We start from the raw sequence: 19411 nt of genomic DNA on the forward strand, positions 1-19411 counted from the left end.
GGGCAGGGAGGGGGCGGGGTCAGGACGCGGATTCGTAGACCATGGTGATGCGGCACTCGTCTCCGGCCGCCCAGGTGAAGGGCGAGGTCGCGGACACGTTGGCGGTGTTGCCGGCGGCAGCGATGAACCGGGCCGCTGTGTCGTTCGAGCCGATCTGCCCGCTGCCCGGGTAGTTGGCGCTGGCGGACTGGTCGAACATCCGGGCCAGGACCAGCGAGGTGGTCGACTTCGTGGCGGAGGTGACGGGCAGGGAGAACGCCCAGCTGCCGCTGCCGTAGGTGGTGGTGGAGCCGGGGAACAGCGTGACTTCGGCAACGACCAGGCGGCCCAGCTTGAAATACCTGCCGTTCAACGTGCCGTTGCCCAGGCTCGGGTTGGTGCTCGCTGTCCAGGTCGGGGCGTACACCGTCCACGCGGCGAACATGCTGTTGAACTGGTCGCGGATCTCCTGGTTGAGCATCACAGCAGAGACCGTCTCGCCGACGACCCAGGTACGGGGAGCGAACGTCACGGCCTACACCTCCAGCTGCGGGCCCGGCTCGGGCTCGGGCGCCGGTTCGGGGACCGGCCGGTCCGGGTTGGCCGGGTCGTCGGGGTGCCACCAGTTCCGCAGAGCGGGCTTCAGCCCCATGAGGCTGGCCTCCACCGCGGCGACGTCGTCGGGGAAGATCAGCGCGCACCAGCCCCAGTTGCACTGGGTGCAGGCGTAGCGGGGGTCGGCCGGGGAGACGACCGCCGCGGAGCCGCAGCTGCTGCAGTCGGCGATCCACCGGTTCTGGTTGATCCGCGCGTAGTAGCTCTCCCCGGTCAGTTCGGTCTCCGCCGGCGGGAAGACGCGGCGGCCCATGCGGGTCTCGTACCAGCGCCATACCAGCAGCGCGGCCGGGACGTCCGCCCAGGCGTCGGCGGGCTCCGGGGGCGGAGGCAGGTAGAACGTCTCGGCCCGGACGACGGCGATGGGCATGCGGTGCTCCTAGTAGGCGAGGCGGGTGGTGGAGTCGAGGACGGAGTAGACGGCGTCGTCGAGGACCCACACGGTGTCGGTGGTGGTGGCGCTGGTGTGGAACTGGATCGAGTGGCTGCCCTGCCGGATGGTCTCGGTGTAGCCCTCGATCGTGACCCGCAGCGAGGAGGCCGGCGCCTGGCTCGGCAGGCTCGTGATGGAGAAGTAGCTGCTGATGTCGGCGGCGAGGATGGCCAGGTAGCTGGACATCGTGGAGGCCTCGATCGGCACCTCGCGCAGTTCGACGCTCGGGTTGGCGTAGCGGGACACCAGCCAGTAGGCGGCGTCCAGCACCGAGTTGTCGCTGGTCTTGAGGATGTTCAGCTGCTGCTCGTACCGGCCGAACGCCAGGATCGAGCTGGGCGCGGTGACTCGCTGTGTGGCCCCGCCCGGGCGGGACGCCTCCACCGCGTTGACCAGCTTCTGGTCGTCGTCGGCCAGCTCCACCGAACGGGTCTCCAGGTCGGCGTAGGCGATTGCGAAGGCCTCGCCTGCGGACGTCGGGTTGTAGCGCAGGCTGCGGGACTGGTAGACGAGGCCGTAGGTGTCGCGGGCCGCGAACAGCTTGCCGGACTCGGTCGACTCCACCTCCCGTAGGCGGGCCACCACGGTGCTGCCGGCCGGTCCCTGCGAGGCGATCGGATCGTGGACGGTCCCGGCCACGGTGACCGAGGTGATCCCGGCGTAGGAGGCCAGGCGCCGGATCCGGTCGTCCGCGGTCTCGCCCGAGTAGCCGGTGGCGCCGGCGGCGTAGTGCGCGCCGATGTCGGCGTCGACCGCGTTGAAGCTGCCGTACACGCCGACCAGGCCGATGGACCCGTTGAACAGCCGGGTGCCGCGGTAGCCGCCGATGTGCAGGACGCGCTGGTCGTAGCCGAACGATGCGCTGATCGTGCCGTCGGCGAGGGCGCCGTCGACCCACACGCTGTTCTGGAACGTGTCGTAGACGACGTGGTGCCAGTTGCCGTCGGCCATCGTGGTCGGCCCGGACAGCGCCTCGACGGTGAGGGTGCTGGCGCCGGTGGTGGTCCACTCGATCTGCAGGCCACCGCCCGCGGCGATGGACAGCACGTGCTGGTACTGCAGGTCTGCCGAGGCGATTCCGACGATGGCCCGCCCGGTGGTGGTCGTCTGGAGCCACGCCTCCAGGATCGGCCAGTTCTCGGCGATCTGGTCGGCGGCGACCTGGCCGAGGTCCCCGGTCAGGTACTTGCCGTTCGTCGCCGAAGCAGGCGCGAACGTCGGGAAGGTCTCGCCGGTCTCGGCCGGGCCCGTGGCGGCAGCCAGGGTGAGGCTGCCGCCGGACCCGGCCTGGGTGACGGCCAGCGATCCGGCGCCCGCGCCGGAGACGTCACCGACGCTCGTCGCCCCGCTGTCCTCGGTGAGCGGGTAGTAGGCGATCAGCTCGCTGTACGCGAGGGCCTCCTCGGCGGCCATGCTCCGCAGGGCGGGCTGCCGGTTGAGCCACTTGAACAGGTCCGTGCAGGACACGGTCACGGTGCTGTTCAGGCCCTCGAAGGCGACGGGCCACTCGTTGACCATGCCGTAGAAGCGGGGCCGGACCTCGGCGCCGATGTAGTCCCACTCGATGTAGCCGGCCGTGCCGCCGGTGCGGGTGGTGGGGAAGTCCACGGCGTGCGTCTGGCTGGTCACCCAGGCGGGCGTGGTTGCCGCGCGCCGGTTGGTCCACACGTAGCCGTCGGGTGAGGTCTCCCAGATGACCGAGGTGCCGGTCTCCCGGATCCGGATCCAGGCGTGGTCGATCGGGCTGTAGGTCAGGTTGATGGCGCCGGCGTCGGCGAAGCCGACCTGGGACTGGGCGCTCAGCTGCCCGGTGCCCGCGTCGTACCGCCAGCCGAGCCGCGTGCCCGCGGTGGTGGAGGTGACCCACATGCTCGCCGCGCAGTTCGAGGACCCGTTCAGCGCGGGTACGGCCGCGAGCTTGGCGGTGAGCTTGCTGCCGGCCAGCGTCCAGGTGCGCGCGGTGGTGAAGTTGGTGTCGGCGCCTGGGTTGACCGGGATCCGCAGGCGGCCTTCGTTGGTCACGAAGGCGCTGCCTGTGTTCACCGTCCAGCGGCTGCTGTCGACCTGGCCGGTGGAGAAGTCGTCGCCGAGCATGGCGAGCGGGTAGGGCGCCGACCCGGACACGGTCGGCATGACCGCCACCGAGATCCGGATCGGGGCGTTGCGCCGCACGTAGGGGTAGTACGGCGACGCCGCGCTGTACGGGGTGAACCGGCCGTCGGCGTTGTCGAAGGACACCGTGGCCGTGCCGGGCTGGGTCTCGGACAGCTCGTCGGCTGCACCTCGGGTAATGGTCACGCCCCGCACCACGTCGGTGTAGGGCGTGACGTCCGTCCAGGTGATGGTGGCCGGGAGCTGGATCAGCCCGCCCCAGCCCATCTCCACCAGCAGCGGCACGGTGACCTCCTAGGTCGCGAAGGAGAAGGACGCCCCGCCGCGCCCGCGCTTGTACTTCGCCATGACCTTGTCCACCTCGCGGGCGGTGGAGTAGGGGTCGATGGCGCCGTTGATGGTGACGTTGATGGTGGTGCCCTGCCCGCCGCTGGCTGCGGCGGCCGGGCGGCCGACGACGGGGCGGGTCGAGGCGACCCGGCCGACGACGGTGTCCAGGGCGCGGTCGACGTGCGGCAGCCCGTCGACCAGGCCGCGGGCCAGGCCCTGAGTGGAGAAGGCACCGAGCCGGGCCATGACGGTGCTCGGCGAGCGGATCCCCAGCGCCTTCTTGATCGCCTTCTCCATGCCCTTGGCGATCTTCACCATGAGGCGCTCGATGTCCTTCTGCTGGGCGGCCAGCCCAGCCAGGAACCCCTTGCCCGCGTTCTTCCCGCTGTCGTACAGGATGTCCGCGCCCTTGCGGCCGAGCTTGGTCGACTCGGAGTCGATCGACTTCTGGGCGGCGTTGACCGCGTTGAAGGTGGCCTTGTCGGCGCCGGCCAGCGCGGAGGCGTAGGCGTAGCCGTCGATCGGGCCCATGTCGAGGATCTGCCTGATCAGGGACTTGGACAGGCCCCTCTTGGCCAGCGTGGAGATGTACGAAGAGAACCTCTTGATCTGCGCGAGCTTGGACTGCAGCCCGCCCTGGATGCCGCCGGCGGTGACCTCCTCCGGGGACATGCCGAGGGCGGACAGGCCCGCCTGTCCGCGGGCGTTCTTCGTCAGGTCGGACGCATACGCCTTGGCCTCCTTGATCTTCGCTGCGATCTTGTCGCGCTTGGAGGCGTACTCGTCCAGCTTCTTGGTCTCCCGGGCGACCATCGCGAGCAGGCGCGACTCCTTCCTGCCGGAGAACGCCGCCTTGATGTCGGTGGCGAGGTCCTTGGCCACCGCCTTGATCTTGTCGCGGGAGCCGGTCAGGCCGGCGATGAAGCCCTTGCCGACGTCGAGCGCCAGGGCGCGGGTCTTCTTCGAGGGGCTGGCGATCTGCAGCTCGGTCTTGATTCCGAGGACGACCGCGGCGGCCATGGACCGGGCGGCGAGGGTCACAGCGCTGGTGCTGCCGGTCATCCCCTGGGCGAGGCCCGCCGCCACGGCCGCGCCGGCTCCGCCTGCCGCCGCCTGGTAGCGGCCCGAGTTGATGGCGTCGAGCAGACCGGTGCCGTACTTACGGACCGAGGCCGCCTTGATGACGTACTCGCCGTTCGACAGCAGGGCCGGGATGCTGTCCGACGTCGCCGTCCCGGGGCCGCGTACCAGCCCTGTCGGGCCGCCGTCGGCGAAGCGGCGCACCAGGCCGCCGGTGGCAAAGGGCATGCCGCCGAGAGCGGCGATAGCGGCCCGTGCCGCCATCAGGCCGGCCGTCTTCGCCTGGACCGTCACGGTGGCCACGCGGCCGTTGACGTTGTTCAGCATCCGCTGGACCCAGGAGATCTTGCCGCTGGCCTCGTCGGATGCGGCGATCTTCGCGGCCCGCTTCTGCTTCAGGCTGTCCAGCTTCGCCTGCGCCTGCGCGACCTTGGTGTCCAGCTCGGCCTTGTCGGCGCCGACCGCGGTCTTGCGCTTCTGCTTCAGCGAGTCGACCTTCTGCTGGGCGGTCCGGATCTTCGCGTCCAGGTCGGAGATCTCGCCCTTGAACTTGATGTCCTTCGGCAGCCGATTCAGGCCCTCGGAGTAGGCGTCGACCTTCCCGAGGGCGTCGGTGAAGTAGGCGCTGGTGTCGTCGCGGAACCCCCGCGCGGTCTCGGCCAGCCCCTTCACCTTGTCGCCGATGCCGGGGATCTTCCCCAGGGTGCCCTCGGCGGCCTCCGCGATCGAGACGATCATGCCGAGGGAGGCGTCCGAGAAGGACTTCATCCCGAGCAGCATCACCCGGATCTGGCCGAGCATCACCTGCCCGACCACGGTGAACGACCGGGTCGCGATGTCCCTGAACCGCTCGCTCCTCTTCCAGGCCAGCGCCAGCACGACGCCCAGGCCCACGACGGCTGCTGCCGCCAGCACGACCGGGTTGGCGTTCATCAGCGCCATCGCGCCGTTGATGCCGAGCGTGGCCAGCTTGATGGCGAGCATCCCCGTGGCGATCCCCTGCAGCACCTCCGGCGGCGCCTTGTTGATCAAGTCGGCGATGACTCCGACGAAGCCGGCAGTGATCCCCGCTGCCGGGCCGAGCGCGATCAGCAGGTTGGCGCCGGCGGTGGCCATCTTGCCCAGCGCGTCACCGGACCGGTCGGCCAGGTCCATGAACTTCTCGAAGCCCTCGCTGTCCTTCAGGCCCTGGCCCCACTCGGCGAACTTCTTGGTGGCGTCCTCGATCCCGTCGGACAGCTTGCCCTCGCTGGGAAGGAAGGCGTCGATGATGCCGCCCAGCCCGATGAAGACGTTGCGGCCCGAGCGGAGCAGGTCAGGCAGCGTCTCCTTCGCCGCGCGGTCGACGCGGCCGATGAACCGGTCCAGGCCGCCGCCCTCGGCCTTGCGGCTCAGGTCATCGAGGAACCCGCCGAACGCGGCCGACGCGGTCTTCACCAGCGGCGTCAAGTGCGGCAGCACCTTGCGGGCCAGCTCGATGCCCTTGACGAACACGGGCATGGTGTCCTTGGACAGCGAATCCGACCACTTCTGGTGGTCGTTCTTCAGCCCGATCAGCGACTTCGCCACCGCGCGGGACGCCGGCGGCAGGCTGTCCAGCTGCCGCTTGTACTCCTTCTGCGCCTTGGCCGCCGCCTCGCCGCCCTCGGCCTGCGCCTCCTGCGCCGCGGTGTAGGCGTCGGTCACCTTGGTGACCGCCTCCATCTGCGGGACCACGGCCAGCTTGAACGCGGCGGTCGCCGCGCCGGCGGACACCAGGGAGGCGGCCAGGACACCGACTCCGGCAACAGCGGCCGGGACCCCGAGACCGCCCGACGCGATCGCCGCGAACCGGCTGGCGCCGCGGCTGAGCGACTCCAGCTTGCCCCTGGCGCGGTCCGCCGCGTCACCGATGCGGTCCCGCAGCGACCGCCGCACCGTGTCGCCGGCGTCGTCGGCGCTGTCGGCGACCTGCCGCAGGCTGTCATCAGCGTCGTCGGCCCCGTCCACGATGCGCCGGGACGCGCGCTCAGCGTCGTCGCCGAGCGTCGTCAGGGCGTCCCCCGCGTCACCGGCCGCGCGGACAATCGCGCCGGACGCGAACCGCAGCCGCCCGTCGGCGTCCCGGGCGAGGTTGCGCAGGGACGTGGACGACCGGGACGCTGCGTCGTCCAGGCGCTGCTGCATCCGGGCGGCGCTGTCACCCGCGCTGTTCAGGACTCGGGACAGGTCGTCGCGTCCGTCGAGCGTGAAGGTCATCCGCTGCCCGGCCATCACTCACCTCCTGCAGCTGCTGCTCTGGCCTGTTCGGCCTGGTGGTGGTCGACCCAGGCGACGGCCTGGAGGAAGCGGTGCCGGGGGAACTGCCCGAGCTGGTCAGGCCCGATGTGGAGGAGGTGCGCGATCAGGCACCAGTGCTCGTCGAAGAGGTCGCCCAGTCGGCGTCCGTCGAAGAGCTGGGCGAGTCGGCCGGCGTCACGGCCGGGCTGGGGACCGCGGCGAGGACGTTGCCTTTTGGGCCGGTGGCGTCGGCCCACACGGCGTCCACGTCGGCCGGGTCGTGAGCGAACTTCCGCAGGTAGTGCAGCGCCTCGCCTTGGGCCTGTTCGCTGTCGTCGTCGCGCAGCAGCTCCTCCACGATCTCCTCGATCTCCTCGCGTTCCAGCCGCGCCTTGAGTCGGCGCTTCCACGCGGGGACGTCGAAGTCGGAGAACCGCAGCGGCGGGTTGGCGCGCTTGCGGTGCGTCCACAGCACGGCGCGCATGGCGGTGGGGTCCTGCACGCGCAGCGCCCGCTCCACCGCCGCCCAGTCCATGCCGGTGACCTTCTCGATCGCGGCGGACTCCACGGTGGACAGCTCGTCGGTGGAGACCTGCTCCACGGTGCCGTCGTCGTGCGTGTAGGAAACGATCATCTGATGCTCCAGGTCAGGTGAGTTTGCGGCGCACGTCATCGAGGACGCGGGCGACCTCGCGCTCCATGCGGGGGGTGTGCTGCCGCACGGTCTTGTCCCACCACAAGGGGGTGGCGTTCTGCTGCGCCCAGCGGCGGCGGTTGCCGAACACGGGATGCCGGACCCTGCCGTCGTTGATCTGGTTCACCAGCCCGGCCGTGATGTCGGGCGGCAGTAGCGAGCGGTCCAGCCACACCCGGGCGCCGGGATTGCCGGTGTTGCGGACGGAGATACGGATGGCCGCGGCGATCGAGGCCCGCAGCGGGCGGGTGGTCGGCGAGGGCCCGCCGCGCTTCCCGGCCTTACGGCCCTCCGAGGTGAGGGCCAGGCCCCGGATGGCGGCCTGCAGGTCATCGCGCAGCGGCTCGGCGGCGCGCCGGATGCGGCGCTGCATGCTGCTGCGGATGTTCTCCCCACCGGCGGCCCGCAGGCGCCGCTGCAGTTCGATCAGGCTGCCGGTGTTGAGGATGCGCACCTCGCGGGTCACGGCCCGCTCACAGCGCGGTGTCGGTGCTGATGTACTCGATCTTCGGCAGGTTCGCGCCGTCGTACAGCGCCGTGAAGTTGAACGTCGGCTTGACGACGCCGTAACCGTCCACGACCGGCGGACCCTCGTCCAGCTTCACCGCGGCGAGGGTGATCCGGAACGTCTCGAAGTACGTGCTGGCGATGTTGGGCCCGACGAACTCCCACACCAGGCTGGTGGCCGCGTCGCTGGTGTGCAGGTCGTCCAAGGCGGTGGAGACGTAGTCGGTCTCCAGCGTGCCGGTGATCCGCACGAGGTCGTTGGTGATCGGCTCCTTCTTCAACGCCGCCTGGTTGGCGTAGAAACGCTCGGTGTCCTGCGGGCGCTCGATCTTCACGCTGACCTTGCGGATGCCGTCCAGCGCGGTCTCCGCACCGAAGGTGCCGGACTTGACGGCCATCTGCCCGAAGTGGAACGGGCTCATGTTGCTGTACGACGCGGCCGCCAGCGTCTGAGTCTCGTCGCAGTCCTTGCCGTCAAACTCGTAGGTGGCGGTCAGCATGCCGCCGACCTCGCAGGAGAACTCCGCGCTGGTGACCTTGCAGCCCAGGAACGTCTTGTCCGTGACCGTGCCCGAGGTGAGCGGCACACCCTTCTGCACCGTGAGCGACTTGCCCGCGGTGTCCGCCAGGGTGTGGGTCTGCAGGTAGGCGGCCGTGGCGCCCTGCTGCACCGGGGTGACGCTCGTACCCATCAGCGCCTGCAGCAGCAGGCCCTGGCCCTTGTTGGTGACCTCCAGGTCGATCGACCCGGACACCTCCTTGCGCGTCACCACGCGCCGGGCGGACAGCGCCATCAGCCGGCCGGACGCGATGCCGGTGCTCTGCGCCGTCGTCTTCTTCAGAGCCAGGCTCTCCTTGGTGAACTCCAGGAACTTCGTCGGCGCCACGAACGTGCCGTAGGTGCTCTCGGCCGCGATGCCCAGCTGCGCGCCGAGACCCGATCCGATCGCCATCGGTCAGCCCTCCTTCTGCGGCCGAGCCGCGGTCTTCTTCAGCGGCGCCACCGGCGCCTCGTCCCCGGCCTTGGGTTCCTCGACGGACTCCCAGTTCGTGGTCTGGCAGACGTAGCCGTCGAACCGGTCGTCCGGGACCTCCACCACCTCATCCGGCTCGACGGTCCGGCCGCCGAGTTCGGGCACGGTGACCGGCTCCGGCCCGATGAAGCGCACACGCGCCATGGCTGTACTCCTCTGCTGCTGTGGATCAGATACGGGCCTGGCAGGTCACCGTGAAAGCGAGTCCCGCAGCACTGCCCTCTGCCTGCGCTTGGGTCAGGTCGCCGGCGGTCAGGTGCGCCCACAGCACCGTGCCGTTCAGGGTCGGAGCCATCGGTGCCGCGCTGGTGGCGCGCAGCGCGGTCTCCACCTCGCCGACAAGGGCGAACACTTCGTCACGGCGCGCCTTCATCTCCCTGTCGCCGGCGCGGGCCTCGGCGTAGCAGGCGATCTGGAACACCTCGTCGCGAGTGCGGGCCCCGGCCGCGTTGAAGGACTGCTCCAGGGCCACGGCGCTTTCGGCGCCGGGCTGCCAGCCCACATGGATGCGCTTGAGCCGGGTGAGGTTGAGGGCGGTGGGCCCGTCCACGATGTCCACGTCGGACAGCCCTGCGGCTGCTCGCAGAATCGTGAGCAGCGCGTCGACGGCCGCGGGGACGCGGGAGGTCATCATGCGAGCCCCACCGCCTGCTGGCTGCCCTGCAGGAGCTGCAACGCCCGGTTGGGGATCGCGTACCCGAGACCGGGGATGGGCTCGGTGACGGAGAAGTCCTCGCCTCCGCCGATCCCGGACAGTCCGCGGGCGGCTCCGTAGTTGGTGCGCCACATGTGCTGCAAGATCAGTTTTGCTGCGAGGGATACGTTCGGCGGGACCAAGGTCCGGCCCGCGGTGTAGGTGACGCGGTAGTCGCCGCACGGGAACCAGCAGCCGTCGGTGCGCGTCAGGATGCCCGTGCTGCTGTCGATGTCCAAGGTGGCTGCGTCGACGGTCTGCTGCCCCGTCTGGAGCGCCGTGATGGCCGTGACGGACAGCACGGGCGTCGTGTGCAGCGCCCACACCGCACGGCGCCCGCCGACGACCTGCTGCACGGTGCGGCGCACCACGGGGCCGACGAAGAACTCCACGCACTGGGTGGTCGCCTCGATGAACTCTCGCAGCTCTTCGTCGTCCGAGGTGCTGGTCGCCGGGATGTCCAGCTTGGCTTTGGCCGAGGCCAGGGAGAACAGCATGGGGGGTGCGGCCGGCCGGACGTCGAACACGTCTGTATAGGCGCCGGCGTTGACCCCGGTGGCGAGCCAGCGCACCGTGTGCCGCCCGGCCTGGCTGGTTGCGTAGTCGTAGGCGTAGGTGCCCGTGGATGTCGGCGTGACCGGCGAGACGGTGACGGTCGTGTTGTCCGGCAGGGTGATGGTCAGCGCCATCTGGCCGGCGTTCGCGAGCGCCCCAGAGGCGTCCCGAACCGTGGTCCCAAGGGGAACGACATCGCCCAGGTCGTAGCTCACTCAGCCCCCTCTCACCGTGGATGCGGTGCGCGGGTTGGGGCCCGGCCCGGCGAGGCCACGCTGGAGCGGGCGCAGCTCGCCGGGCCGGACGATGTTGAAGTTGTCGAACTCGGCGAAATCGTTCGTGCCGCTGTCGCGGTGCCCGGCGAGGACCACCGCCAGATCGGTGCCCGCCGCCCACGCCGGGGACGCTGCCGTGCGCAGCGTCGTCCACGTACCGGCGTCCGCGCTGACGTCCCAGTGCAGCGAGCCGTTCACCTCACGCAGACGCATCCAGGCGTGCGCGGTCGAGGAGTAGACGACCGTGACCGGTGCCGGATCGTAGTAGCCGCTGCGCAGCAGGCAGGCCAGTTCACCGGTGACCGCGTTGAGACTGAAGCCGGCGTCCGTACCACCGACCGCGGTGATGACGAAGACCTCCGCCCGCGCCTCGCTCGCGGCGCCGCCCACTGCCGGCGGATACACGCGGCAAGCGACCTGCGCCCCGGCCAGCGTGTACTGCGGGGCGGAGGCGTACCCAGAGAAGCCCGTACTGACCGGCACCCTGGCCCGGCCGCCGGCCTCGCTGACCGCGCCATACGAGCCCGACCACCGCACCGGGTCTCGGACGCCGTCGTCGAAGTCGTCCAGCAGCAGCCCGAACGCCGGCACGACTCATCCCTCGCGGGCGGGCCGCTGCTTGCGGCGAGCGGGAGCGCGGCGGTCAGTCGCTTCGAGTCCGCCCTGGTCTTCAGGAGTCTCGGGGGGCTCGTCCCGGACGAACTCGGCGCGTACCCCGTCCGCCCACTTCGCGGCCTCGGCGCCGGGCAGGTCGATCTCCTGCCCGGCATCCCAGGAGAACCCGGCGCCCGCAACGCTGGTCAGCATGCGGATCCGAGCCATCAGGCACCCAGCCCCTTGTGCAGGCGGCTGACCTCGCGCTCGGCCTGGGACTCGGCCGCCTGCACGGCCTCTTCCTGGGCGTCCTTCAGCTTCTTGACTTCCTCGTCGGGCTCCGACGAACCGGTTCCCTCCGGGGTGACGACGGCGCCGCGCGCTGCCACGTCGACGGCCGAGGCCGCCTGCTGCGCCAGCTGCCCCTTGGCGGCCGTGAGGACGATGTCCTTGTCGCCGATGAACTCGGGGCGGATCTGGTCCATCGAGCCGTCCGGCTTGCGGGAGGCCATGACGATGCGGTCGTGGTCGCCGTGCTCGGCCGCGGCCGGCGACGGCGTGTTCTGCAGCACCCCGGCGTCCGTCGGGGTCTCCTTCTTCGGGGTGGTCGCCATGAGGCATCCTTCCTGTGAGAATCGGGCGGCGCTCGCCTGGATCAGGTGGCGGAGTTGCGGTAGGCGCGGACAGCGGCGGTGTCCTGCGGAGTGCCGTCGGCGCGCGCGAACGACAGGAAGCCGACCTGTAGGAAGTCCGCATAGCGCTCGGACAGACGCAGCGTCTGGATGTCCTCGACGTCACGGATGACGTAGGCGGCGTAGAAGTCACCGAACAGGATGCTCTTCGCGTTGGCGGCCATCGCCGGCATGTCCTGGTTGACGACGTAGCCGTAGCCGAGGACCTGGTCGGGGACGCCCGCCTGGACGGAGGGCTGCCACAGCGGCCGGTTCTGGCCGTCCTTCAGCTTGCGGACAGCTCCCAGGGTCGAGTCGGCCAGCATGAACTGCACGCGCCCGCTGTTGCGGTAGGCAGGGTCAACGGAGTGCACCAGGTCGATGAGGTCGTCGTAGGTGACCGTCGTCGTCTGGCCGGTGGCGCCGGTCTTGCCGATGACCGCGTTGGTCTGCACGCCCTCCGGCTGGCCGGTGCCGGTGCCGGTGGTGAAGTGCGTGTTCTGGATGCGGCCGATACGCTCACCGAGCTTGCGGGCCAGCCAGTTCTCGAAGTCCAGGACGGAGTCCTGCAGCAGCTGGAGGGAGACCCGCACGAGCTTCGACGTGTACATGTACGCGCCGATGTCCTGCTGGCCGAGAGTGATGTCCTGCTCGGTGACCTGTGTGTTCTCCGAGAGGATCGCGCCGACGTTGCCGGTGTCGTCGTTCGTCGGCCACGGCAGCGTCACCCCGGACTCGGTGGTAATGACCTCGGCGACCTGGCGCATGGCGCCGTAGAACTTCATCGTCTCGACCATCTTCGCCCGGAAGGCGGGCGGGACGACGTAGCCGCCGGCCGCGCCGGTCGCGACACCCTGGGCGCGGAGCTCCTTGCCGTCGACCCAGCCGGTGCGCAGCACGCTGCGTTCCTCGGAGGAGAGGTCCTGTGTGCCGCCGCGCAGCCAGGACCGCCAGGCGTTGTTGTACGCCTCGACACCCTCCGCGCCGCCGTGGCGCTCGCGGGCTTCTTCCTCCTCCGGGGTGTCGCCGCGGCCGTCGATGACCTTGGTGTAGTCGACGGCCGCGAGGCGCTCGGCGCGCTGGTGGCGCTCCTCGCGCTCGATGTCCGCGGACAGCCGCTCGACGTCGGCGAGCGCCGCGTCCCACGCGGCATGGTCCTCGGCGGACATCTCCTCTTCCGAGGCGGCGCGGCTCTGGAATTCCTGGGCCTTGTCCCAGGCGGTGGCCCGCTTGTCGAGCAGGCTCTGCAGGGTGGGCATGGTGCCTCCAGCACGAGTAGCCCCGTGCCGGCCGGCAGGGGCTGAGGGATGGGTGTGAGAGCGGCTACCGCGCCAGGCGGTAGCGAGCGGCGAGCGCCTTCATGCGCATCGCCTGACGGCCCCCAGTGGTCTCTCCCGGCTGGGTTGCGTCGCTGGCCCGAGTGGCCTTGGCCGGCTCGGGTCGGAAGTTGAGCAGCTCGGGCCGCAGTCCGGCCCGACGGTCGAAAGCGTCCGCGTCCCCGCGGGCGGCAAGCGCGGCGCCGACGGACCGCAGTGCGGCGTCCGTGCCCTCGTAGGCGGGGAAGGTGACAGCGCTGACCTCGAACAGCTGCACCTCGCGGATGATGCGCAACTCCGCTTCCACATCACCCTCGGACGTCTCGACGGAGACCGTCTCCCAGTCGTCCTTCACGGTACGGAACCCGAAGCTCATGCCGGTGATGTTCCGGTTCTCCAGATTCACGATGAGGTCGGCGACGTAGGACAGGCGCGCGTCCAGGTCGGAGTCGACGGCGAGGCCCGTCTTGTCCTGCGACAGGCGCAGAGAGTCGGCCGATACGCGGGAGACGACCAGCCGGGTGTCGTGGTCGATGAGGAAGCGGGCGTCCCCCTCGGAGAGGGTCTTGCTGAAGGCGCCCGGCGCAATCTCCTCGTAGAACCCCCAGGTGAGGGGGTTGCCGATCGCTGTGCGCTGGTTGAATACCGCGGCGTGCCCAGCGAAGCCGCGGACCTTCTGCTCGTCTTCTGCGGCACGCAGCTGCACCCCGGCCACGGCCAGGGCGAGGTCACGCCGCTCCTCAATCCTGGTCATCCTCGCCGCCTTCCTGCGGTGAATCATCGGTAGCGTCGCCGGTCGCAGTCGGATCGGACCCCAGAGGGGCCATGGACATCGGCTGCAGGTACATGGAGCCCTCAGGGCCTTCGATCGGCGGGAGTTCTTCCAAATCGCGGATGTCGTTCGCGGAGAACGCGCCCGTGTCGCGCATCGCCCGGTAGAACACGGCCCGCGCCTGCGAGTCGCCGCGCAGCAGGCCGCCCAGCTGGTACTTGGCGTACTGCGTCGCGGGCAGCAGCTCCTTGCTCACGCGCTGCTCCGTCGGCGTCAGCCAGGTGGGTGCCAGATCCCACGTGACGAAGCCCTGGGCCTGCTGCTCCAGGCCAGTCCCCCACGAGGTGGACTTCTGCGTCTCCATCAGCAGGAACAGCGGCACGCCGAACATGCGGGCCACCTCGACCACCTGGAACTGCCGGGACTCCAGAAACTGCGAGTCCTTGTACGGCATCGTCACGGGGTGGAAACTGGCCCCGGAGTCCAGGACCGCGATGTCGTGCGCCGCCTGCACCCCGGACAGCTTCGCCTTCCAGGCCGCCTTCAACTGCTCGGCCTGCTCCCGGTTCAGCCGCTGCTCGGTCTGCAGCACGCCGCTGATCATGTTGCCGGAGCCGTACAGCTTCGCCGCCGCCCTCTCCGCCGCCAGCCCCAGCCCGATACCCTCAGCCGCCGCGCGGATCGGTGAACAGCCCGTCACCCCGTCATATCCCAGGGCCGGCAGATGCAGGATCTCCCGCGGTGTCCTGCGGTGCACCCCGCCACTGTCATCGTTGATCCAGAAGACCTTGCCCGACGGGTTGTCCTCGCTCGGCCTCTCACGGTCGACCCTCACCCGCTCCGGCCGGATCGGCCACAGCTGCGCCACCGCCCCGGCGTTGTTACGCACCTTCTGCACATAGGCGTTCCCCCACAGCAGACGGTGCACGTAGATGAGACGCCACAGCTCAAAGCGGGTCAGCTCCGGGTGCGGATCGTCCAGCAGCCGCACCGACACCCGGTCCTTTGAGTTCATCCGGTACGTGTGCAGAGGCAGAGCCGCCGACACGTTGGCGATCACCGACACGGCCCGCCACACAGCCGGCATGTGCAACGCGCTCGTCTCCGTCACCGCCACGCCCGCCTCCGCCGACACCCCGTTCAGCAGGGTCGTCAGCGAAGCCGCCGTCAGCGGCACCTGCGGCGACTCCACTGTGGCACGCCGCTCGAACAGCCCGAAGAGACTCACCGCCGCCTCCCCCCGCCACGGTCGGCCGTCGCCCGCTCAGCACACACCACGCCCGCCACACCGCCCACGATCAGGGCCGCCGGCAGGTACACCAGCGCTACCCCCGCCACGGCGCACAGCAGGCACACGACCTCCAGCACCACCCACGCCGCATGCTTGGCCTTCACCACAGGTTCGGCGCCCCTTCCGGCTCCTCCACCTCGGCACCCAGCCCCCACTTCGCCAGCGTCGCGGCCACGAGCGGGCTGATGTCGACCGAGACGATGCGGCGGGCCCACGCCCACGCATCCCCCAGCGGGCGCCTCTGCGCACCCGCCAAAGCCGCCGCGAGCGGCGCCTGATCGAGATGGGACAGGGTCTGCTCGGACACCGCGTCGAAGAACTGACCGCAGGCCGCGGCCACATCACGGCCGCGCGGCTGAACGACCTCGACGCCGAGCCGCTCCTGCAGATCGGCGATGAGCGATCCGGCTGGCCCGGCCGCGTCCACCACCCAGCAGCGGGGCCTCCACCTCTCATGCAGCGCCGCAGCCCGGTCCAGGATCCAGCCCGTGCCCGGTCGGTGATCGACCACCTCAACGTGTGTGCCGCCACGCCACTCGCCCGCCACCGCGATCGCCGCGTGCGACCGCTCCGGCGTCATGTCGACGGCGAACGCCACCGGATCCGAGGGAGCAGATTCTGCGGCGGCCAGCGCCCGCCACGCCTCCTCACCGATGACCTGCCAGGTGTCCGCCGAGTCGGACGGGTAGTCACCCACGCCGAGCCGCTCCCGGGCGTAGCCGTCGCGGCTCAGCGTCATCCGCTCGTTCGCCACCTTCTCCAGGGTCAGGCGGTAGCCGATCGCCGGGTTGGCCTTCAGGACCGCCTCGTCGGAGGCTGCGTCGTCGTGGGCCGTACAGCCCTGCGGGCACTCGTCCAGATGCAGGTCGGCCGACCACTCGAAGTAGGCCAGGGACGGGTCCGGTGTGCCCGCCTCGATCGCAGCGAGCGCGCGTCGCCGGAGCCGGCCCAGCTGCACCGACAGGGGACCGATGCCGGCGCTGCCCAGATACCAGATCTGAGGGTTGGCCACAGCCGCCATCGTCGGCAGCAGCGCGTCCATCGCCTCATCACCGAGGATCATGTCCTCGTCGAGGATGTTGCAGTCGCCGGTGAAGCCACGGCCCGAGCCCTTCGATCGGGCGATGAACCGCAGGATCTGCCCCGAGTGCAGCTCGATCGACTCCTCGCCGACCGTGTATCTGTACGCCTTGACGCGTTTGTGCAGGTCAGGGCATCCGCGTATCAGGCGCTCGATCCGCTTGAAGGCGTTCTTCGCCGTCTTGAACTCGTGCGCGCTGTGCAGGATCAGCCGCTCGCCGCCGATGAACAGCCCCCACAGCTCACGGGCTTCGATCACCCCGCCTTTGCCGTTCTGCCGCGGCACGTTGACCGCGACTTCGAACGCTGCCCACGAGCCGTCCGGCTTCTCGCCCATCCCCTGCCGCAGGACGTACTGCTGCCACGGGTCCAGCTCAAGGCCCGCTCGTGCCGCCAGATCGATGGCCTCCTGGCCCGCGCTCGTTGCAGAGGGCGGCACCGTCTCGATGGGCGGCTGCTGCCAGCCCACGACGCGGCCGTCGTCATCCGCCGGCGGCTTGCTCTCTGGCTGCGGCCCGGCGCTTCTCTCGCTGGCGAGTGATGTCATCGACCGTGTCCCCCTCCTCCCCGACAGGGGCGAGCTTGCGGAGGTCCGCCATGATCGAGCGGAGTTCGCGGGCCACAACCGCCTTCGCGGTGGGAGCGTCGGATGCGTCGATGGCCCTGGCGAGGCTGCGGGCCACGGCCGCCATTCCCGGTGAAGTCTCTTCGGCGTGAAGCTCTTCCAGCTCGGCGATGATCCTGTCGGCCACCGTCATGATCACCACCGCCGTCACCCAGAGTGACGTCACCCAGAGTGACGGCCACTAAAATGGTCGAACCGAGTTCACGCGAATAGATCTTGAAAAATCGCCGCGCAAAAAATCGGGCGACAAGGGCGTTTGGGTCGCCCGGTTACCTTCGGAACTTTTGACCCAGCCCTCCCCCGCGCCGAAGATCACCAAGGGCGGGAAGTCTGCGGCATCGCAGCCCGTGACAGCGTCGGCCGCTGCCGATACCACCTCGTCGCCACCCTCTGCATATCCGGATCACGCATGGCCTCGATCCGCTGCATGACCACCTCACGCCCCGGGTCCACGGCCACGATGCGCGCGCCCAGCCGCTTGTACTTCGCGAGAGCCTTGGCACTCGGCATGGTGTGGATCAGGTAGACATCGACCTTGTCACGTAGCGCGAACGCCTCGTCCATAGCGGCGTACCGCGCACGGTGAGCGACACGGAGCTGCAGCGGATCCTGGTTCCACGCCGGCGCACCCGGGCCGGACAGCGCACGGGTGATGAGGTCCAGGTCGATGACAATGTCACGGGCTGTAGCGTGCGCCTGGATCCAGCTGGACTTGCCCGCGGCCGGCGGGCCGGTGACGACGTACAGCACGCTGCGTCACCACCTCCGTGAGGCCCGCTGAGGTGCCACCTTCTGCGACGGCCGCGCCCGGTTGCCGCGGCTGGAGTTGCAGCGTCGGTGCGCGGCGCGGGCGTTGGCGGGATCGAGCAGCGATCCGCCGCGGGAGAGCGGCTGCTCGTGGTCGAGCGTGAACGAGAGCGGATGCCGGGCGTCCAGCTCGTAGCCGATGTTGTGGCCGCAGATCCAGCAGGGCAGGTGCTGGGCGCGGAGCCAGTCGACGAGGCGGCGGTAACGGCGCCCGTTGCGGGGGTTGCCGGCCACGGGCGCCACCTCCCTGCCGTCAGGCCTTGGGCACGGTCCAGATAATCGGGTCACGGCCCTGCACGGCGTAGATGATCTCGTTGGGTCGGGTGCCCTTCTCTACGCTCAGCGTGATCTTCCCGCGCAGGCAGCGACCCGGCTGCACCAGGGTGCCTTCGATCGGGTACTCCGGCTTCGGGATGCCGGCACCACTGATACCGGGCACCTGCAGCTGGGTGTCGTCGGGGAAGCCCAGCTTCCAAGGGGTCTGGCTGACCTGCACGTTGGAGCTGGTGCGGTCGGCGCACACCTTGACCTCGATGATGGCCCACTCGGGGTGGGGGAAGTCCGACAGCGCCTGCTCAAGGTGGACGCCCGGCGCGGGTTGGCTGTAGCTGAGGACGGTGGTGGTGCCGCTGATGTGGCTGCCGTCCAGGTCAGTGTCCGACCAGTGGTGCCCGGCGCCGAGCCGGAGCGGGCTGCCGGCGGTCTTCGCCGACGCTGCGGCGGTGGGCGTGCTGCTGGCCTTCACCGCGGGCTTGGTGGCCGCCTTCTGGTCGGTGCTGCCGCTGCTGCAGGCAGTTGCGGTGGCGGCGATGAGCAGGGCTGCACAGGCAGCTGTACGGGCGCGCATGGTCCCCCCAAGGACGACGTGGTGCTGAGGGGGCATCATGCGCTGCGGGGGACGCTCGTGAAGGTGATGTGGCCGTGTTGTGACCCACATAAGTAAAGTCCCACCGCCCGGGACGGAGAGCGGACGGCGGGACGATCAGGCGGCCTTGGGTCGGCGCTGCGGCATGGGCCGGTAGGTAGCGGCTCGCTGCTGTATCTCGGGCAGGGCGTACATGGTCTTGTACTCGTGCCCTTGGCCGGTGAGCCGGCCGTCGCCTTCGAACCGGCGGATTTTGCCACGCCGGGCCCACTGCCGGATGACGGGGCCGGGGACGCCGGTTGCAGCGGTGGCTTCGTGCTCGTAGACGAGGTCGTCGGGGTACAGCTCGGTGACGTCCATCGTGGCCTCCCCCGGGCATGCGAAAGGCCCCCGGCAGCTGCTGGGGGCCTAGATGCTTGCGGGCACACGTGTCCTGCCCTGGGGGCACTGTGACATACCGGTGATCGGCAGGTCAAGCAAGACGCTTACAGGCCCGTGTTACTGGGTGGTCTTGCCTTCACGTCCATTCCCAGTTCTGGCGGGAGCGGGCGGCCCGGCGGGCGGCGTCTCCGATCTCGGTGGCGAGGCTGCCCCAGTCGGCGGGCATGAGCCGGTGCTGGGCGGCCTTGTGGAGGAGGTCGCCGATGCGGCCAGCCTGGCGGGGCGGGATGCTGGCGACGTCGTCGAGGGTCCCATCGAAAAGGTCGGCGATCTCCCTCCACTCCCTGCTGTTGAGGGTGTGGGCCAGGTGCTGGCCGAGGTTGCTGATCGCCGTGGCGGATGGCGGGTTGGACGGCCCTCCGTGGCTGATGCTGATACCCAT

General features: G+C 70.1%; 24 protein-coding genes. All 24 read right to left on the minus strand.

Annotated features, from left to right (window positions below):
• Nucleotides 1–19: 19 nt before the first annotated feature.
• The 24 genes from CCN44_RS18180 to CCN44_RS18290 all read right to left on the minus strand — a co-directional run bounded on the left by CCN44_RS18180 (nucleotide 20) and on the right by CCN44_RS18290 (nucleotide 19411).
• Nucleotides 20–511 (minus strand): hypothetical protein, encoded by a 492-nt coding sequence (locus tag CCN44_RS18180; RefSeq protein ID WP_086698254.1) that lies wholly within the window; start codon nucleotides 509–511, stop codon nucleotides 20–22.
• Nucleotides 512–514: 3 nt separating this feature from the next.
• Nucleotides 515–964, minus strand: coding sequence for a hypothetical protein (locus CCN44_RS18185; protein WP_086698255.1), 450 nt, complete (start codon nucleotides 962–964; stop codon nucleotides 515–517).
• Nucleotides 965–973: 9 nt separating this feature from the next.
• Nucleotides 974–3424: a LamG domain-containing protein gene (locus CCN44_RS18190; protein ID WP_086698256.1), complete on the minus strand. Its 2451-nt coding sequence runs from the start codon at nucleotides 3422–3424 to the stop codon at nucleotides 974–976.
• Nucleotides 3425–3433: 9 nt separating this feature from the next.
• The gene (locus tag CCN44_RS18195) at nucleotides 3434–6802 is read right to left on the minus strand and encodes a hypothetical protein (RefSeq protein ID WP_086698257.1); all 3369 of its coding nucleotides are present in this window, start codon (nucleotides 6800–6802) and stop codon (nucleotides 3434–3436) included.
• 130 nt (nucleotides 6803–6932) lie between these two features.
• A complete protein-coding gene (locus CCN44_RS18200) occupies nucleotides 6933–7442 on the minus strand; it encodes a hypothetical protein (protein ID WP_086698258.1) in 510 nt (169 codons plus the stop codon).
• 13 nt (nucleotides 7443–7455) lie between these two features.
• The gene (locus CCN44_RS18205; RefSeq protein ID WP_086698259.1) at nucleotides 7456–7968 is read right to left on the minus strand and encodes a hypothetical protein; all 513 of its coding nucleotides are present in this window, start codon (nucleotides 7966–7968) and stop codon (nucleotides 7456–7458) included.
• 7 nt (nucleotides 7969–7975) lie between these two features.
• Nucleotides 7976–8962 carry a phage tail tube protein gene (locus CCN44_RS18210; protein WP_086698260.1) on the minus strand — a complete coding sequence of 329 codons (987 nt, stop codon included), beginning with the start codon at nucleotides 8960–8962 and terminating at the stop codon, nucleotides 7976–7978.
• Nucleotides 8963–8965: 3 nt separating this feature from the next.
• Entirely contained in the window at nucleotides 8966–9187 is a 222-nt protein-coding gene (locus CCN44_RS18215) for a hypothetical protein (RefSeq protein WP_086698261.1), read from the minus strand.
• A 25-nt stretch (nucleotides 9188–9212) separates the two neighbouring features.
• On the minus strand, nucleotides 9213–9677 hold the full coding sequence (locus CCN44_RS18220; protein WP_086698262.1) for a hypothetical protein: 465 nt from the start codon (nucleotides 9675–9677) through the stop codon (nucleotides 9213–9215).
• The gene (locus tag CCN44_RS18225; protein WP_237480825.1) at nucleotides 9674–10426 is read right to left on the minus strand and encodes a hypothetical protein; all 753 of its coding nucleotides are present in this window, start codon (nucleotides 10424–10426) and stop codon (nucleotides 9674–9676) included. The genes CCN44_RS18220 and CCN44_RS18225 overlap by 4 nt, the downstream gene beginning before the upstream one ends.
• Nucleotides 10427–10507: 81 nt before the next feature.
• The gene (locus CCN44_RS18230; protein ID WP_086698264.1) at nucleotides 10508–11158 is read right to left on the minus strand and encodes a hypothetical protein; all 651 of its coding nucleotides are present in this window, start codon (nucleotides 11156–11158) and stop codon (nucleotides 10508–10510) included.
• A 3-nt stretch (nucleotides 11159–11161) separates the two neighbouring features.
• Nucleotides 11162–11389, minus strand: coding sequence for a hypothetical protein (locus CCN44_RS18235; RefSeq protein WP_086698265.1), 228 nt, complete (start codon nucleotides 11387–11389; stop codon nucleotides 11162–11164).
• Nucleotides 11389–11775 (minus strand): hypothetical protein, encoded by a 387-nt coding sequence (locus CCN44_RS18240; protein WP_086698266.1) that lies wholly within the window; start codon nucleotides 11773–11775, stop codon nucleotides 11389–11391. The genes CCN44_RS18235 and CCN44_RS18240 overlap by 1 nt, the downstream gene beginning before the upstream one ends.
• 41 nt (nucleotides 11776–11816) lie before the next feature.
• The gene (locus CCN44_RS18245) at nucleotides 11817–13091 is read right to left on the minus strand and encodes a phage major capsid protein (RefSeq protein ID WP_086698267.1); all 1275 of its coding nucleotides are present in this window, start codon (nucleotides 13089–13091) and stop codon (nucleotides 11817–11819) included.
• 64 nt (nucleotides 13092–13155) lie between these two features.
• A complete protein-coding gene (locus tag CCN44_RS18250; protein WP_086698268.1) occupies nucleotides 13156–13902 on the minus strand; it encodes an HK97 family phage prohead protease in 747 nt (248 codons plus the stop codon).
• Nucleotides 13889–15148: a phage portal protein gene (locus CCN44_RS18255; protein ID WP_086698269.1), complete on the minus strand. Its 1260-nt coding sequence runs from the start codon at nucleotides 15146–15148 to the stop codon at nucleotides 13889–13891. The genes CCN44_RS18250 and CCN44_RS18255 overlap by 14 nt, the downstream gene beginning before the upstream one ends.
• Nucleotides 15145–15318, minus strand: coding sequence for a hypothetical protein (locus CCN44_RS44450; RefSeq protein ID WP_158103114.1), 174 nt, complete (start codon nucleotides 15316–15318; stop codon nucleotides 15145–15147). The genes CCN44_RS18255 and CCN44_RS44450 overlap by 4 nt, the downstream gene beginning before the upstream one ends.
• The gene (locus CCN44_RS18260) at nucleotides 15312–16760 is read right to left on the minus strand and encodes a terminase (protein WP_086698270.1); all 1449 of its coding nucleotides are present in this window, start codon (nucleotides 16758–16760) and stop codon (nucleotides 15312–15314) included. Before CCN44_RS18260 ends, CCN44_RS44450 begins: the two co-directional genes overlap by 7 nt.
• A 13-nt stretch (nucleotides 16761–16773) precedes the next feature.
• A complete protein-coding gene (locus CCN44_RS18265; RefSeq protein WP_237480821.1) occupies nucleotides 16774–17067 on the minus strand; it encodes a hypothetical protein in 294 nt (97 codons plus the stop codon).
• Nucleotides 17068–17228: 161 nt separating this feature from the next.
• Entirely contained in the window at nucleotides 17229–17666 is a 438-nt protein-coding gene (locus CCN44_RS18270) for an AAA family ATPase (RefSeq protein ID WP_086698271.1), read from the minus strand.
• 6 nt (nucleotides 17667–17672) lie between these two features.
• Entirely contained in the window at nucleotides 17673–17957 is a 285-nt protein-coding gene (locus tag CCN44_RS18275) for an HNH endonuclease (RefSeq protein ID WP_086698272.1), read from the minus strand.
• Between the two features lie 19 nt (nucleotides 17958–17976).
• On the minus strand, nucleotides 17977–18570 hold the full coding sequence (locus CCN44_RS18280; protein ID WP_086698273.1) for a hypothetical protein: 594 nt from the start codon (nucleotides 18568–18570) through the stop codon (nucleotides 17977–17979).
• A 135-nt stretch (nucleotides 18571–18705) separates the two neighbouring features.
• A complete protein-coding gene (locus CCN44_RS18285; protein WP_086698274.1) occupies nucleotides 18706–18948 on the minus strand; it encodes a hypothetical protein in 243 nt (80 codons plus the stop codon).
• Between the two features lie 157 nt (nucleotides 18949–19105).
• Nucleotides 19106–19411 (minus strand): DUF7739 domain-containing protein, encoded by a 306-nt coding sequence (locus CCN44_RS18290; protein WP_059253269.1) that lies wholly within the window; start codon nucleotides 19409–19411, stop codon nucleotides 19106–19108.

Origin of the sequence: Streptomyces tricolor, from assembly GCF_002155905.1 — a bacterium.
Lineage (GTDB): Bacteria > Actinomycetota > Actinomycetes > Streptomycetales > Streptomycetaceae > Streptomyces > Streptomyces tricolor.

Bases quoted from the DNA above. Each gene is read 5' to 3' on its own strand.
- CCN44_RS18185 (WP_086698255.1), bottom strand. From the start codon at position 964: ATGCCCATCGCCGTCGTCCGGGCCGAGACGTTCTACCTGCCTCCGCCC.
- CCN44_RS18195 (WP_086698257.1), bottom strand. From the start codon at position 6,802: ATGGCCGGGCAGCGGATGACCTTCACGCTCGACGGACGCGACGACCTG.
- CCN44_RS18200 (WP_086698258.1), bottom strand. From the start codon at position 7,442: ATGATCGTTTCCTACACGCACGACGACGGCACCGTGGAGCAGGTCTCC.
- CCN44_RS18210 (WP_086698260.1), bottom strand. From the start codon at position 8,962: ATGGCGATCGGATCGGGTCTCGGCGCGCAGCTGGGCATCGCGGCCGAG.
- CCN44_RS18215 (WP_086698261.1), bottom strand. From the start codon at position 9,187: ATGGCGCGTGTGCGCTTCATCGGGCCGGAGCCGGTCACCGTGCCCGAA.
- CCN44_RS18220 (WP_086698262.1), bottom strand. From the start codon at position 9,677: ATGATGACCTCCCGCGTCCCCGCGGCCGTCGACGCGCTGCTCACGATT.
- CCN44_RS18225 (WP_237480825.1), bottom strand. From the start codon at position 10,426: ATGGCGCTGACCATCACCCTGCCGGACAACACGACCGTCACCGTCTCG.
- CCN44_RS18235 (WP_086698265.1), bottom strand. From the start codon at position 11,389: ATGGCTCGGATCCGCATGCTGACCAGCGTTGCGGGCGCCGGGTTCTCC.
- CCN44_RS18240 (WP_086698266.1), bottom strand. From the start codon at position 11,775: ATGGCGACCACCCCGAAGAAGGAGACCCCGACGGACGCCGGGGTGCTG.
- CCN44_RS18245 (WP_086698267.1), bottom strand. From the start codon at position 13,091: ATGCCCACCCTGCAGAGCCTGCTCGACAAGCGGGCCACCGCCTGGGAC.
- CCN44_RS18250 (WP_086698268.1), bottom strand. From the start codon at position 13,902: ATGACCAGGATTGAGGAGCGGCGTGACCTCGCCCTGGCCGTGGCCGGG.
- CCN44_RS18280 (WP_086698273.1), bottom strand. From the start codon at position 18,570: ATGCGCGCCCGTACAGCTGCCTGTGCAGCCCTGCTCATCGCCGCCACC.
- CCN44_RS18285 (WP_086698274.1), bottom strand. From the start codon at position 18,948: ATGGACGTCACCGAGCTGTACCCCGACGACCTCGTCTACGAGCACGAA.
- CCN44_RS18290 (WP_059253269.1), bottom strand. From the start codon at position 19,411: ATGGGTATCAGCATCAGCCACGGAGGGCCGTCCAACCCGCCATCCGCC.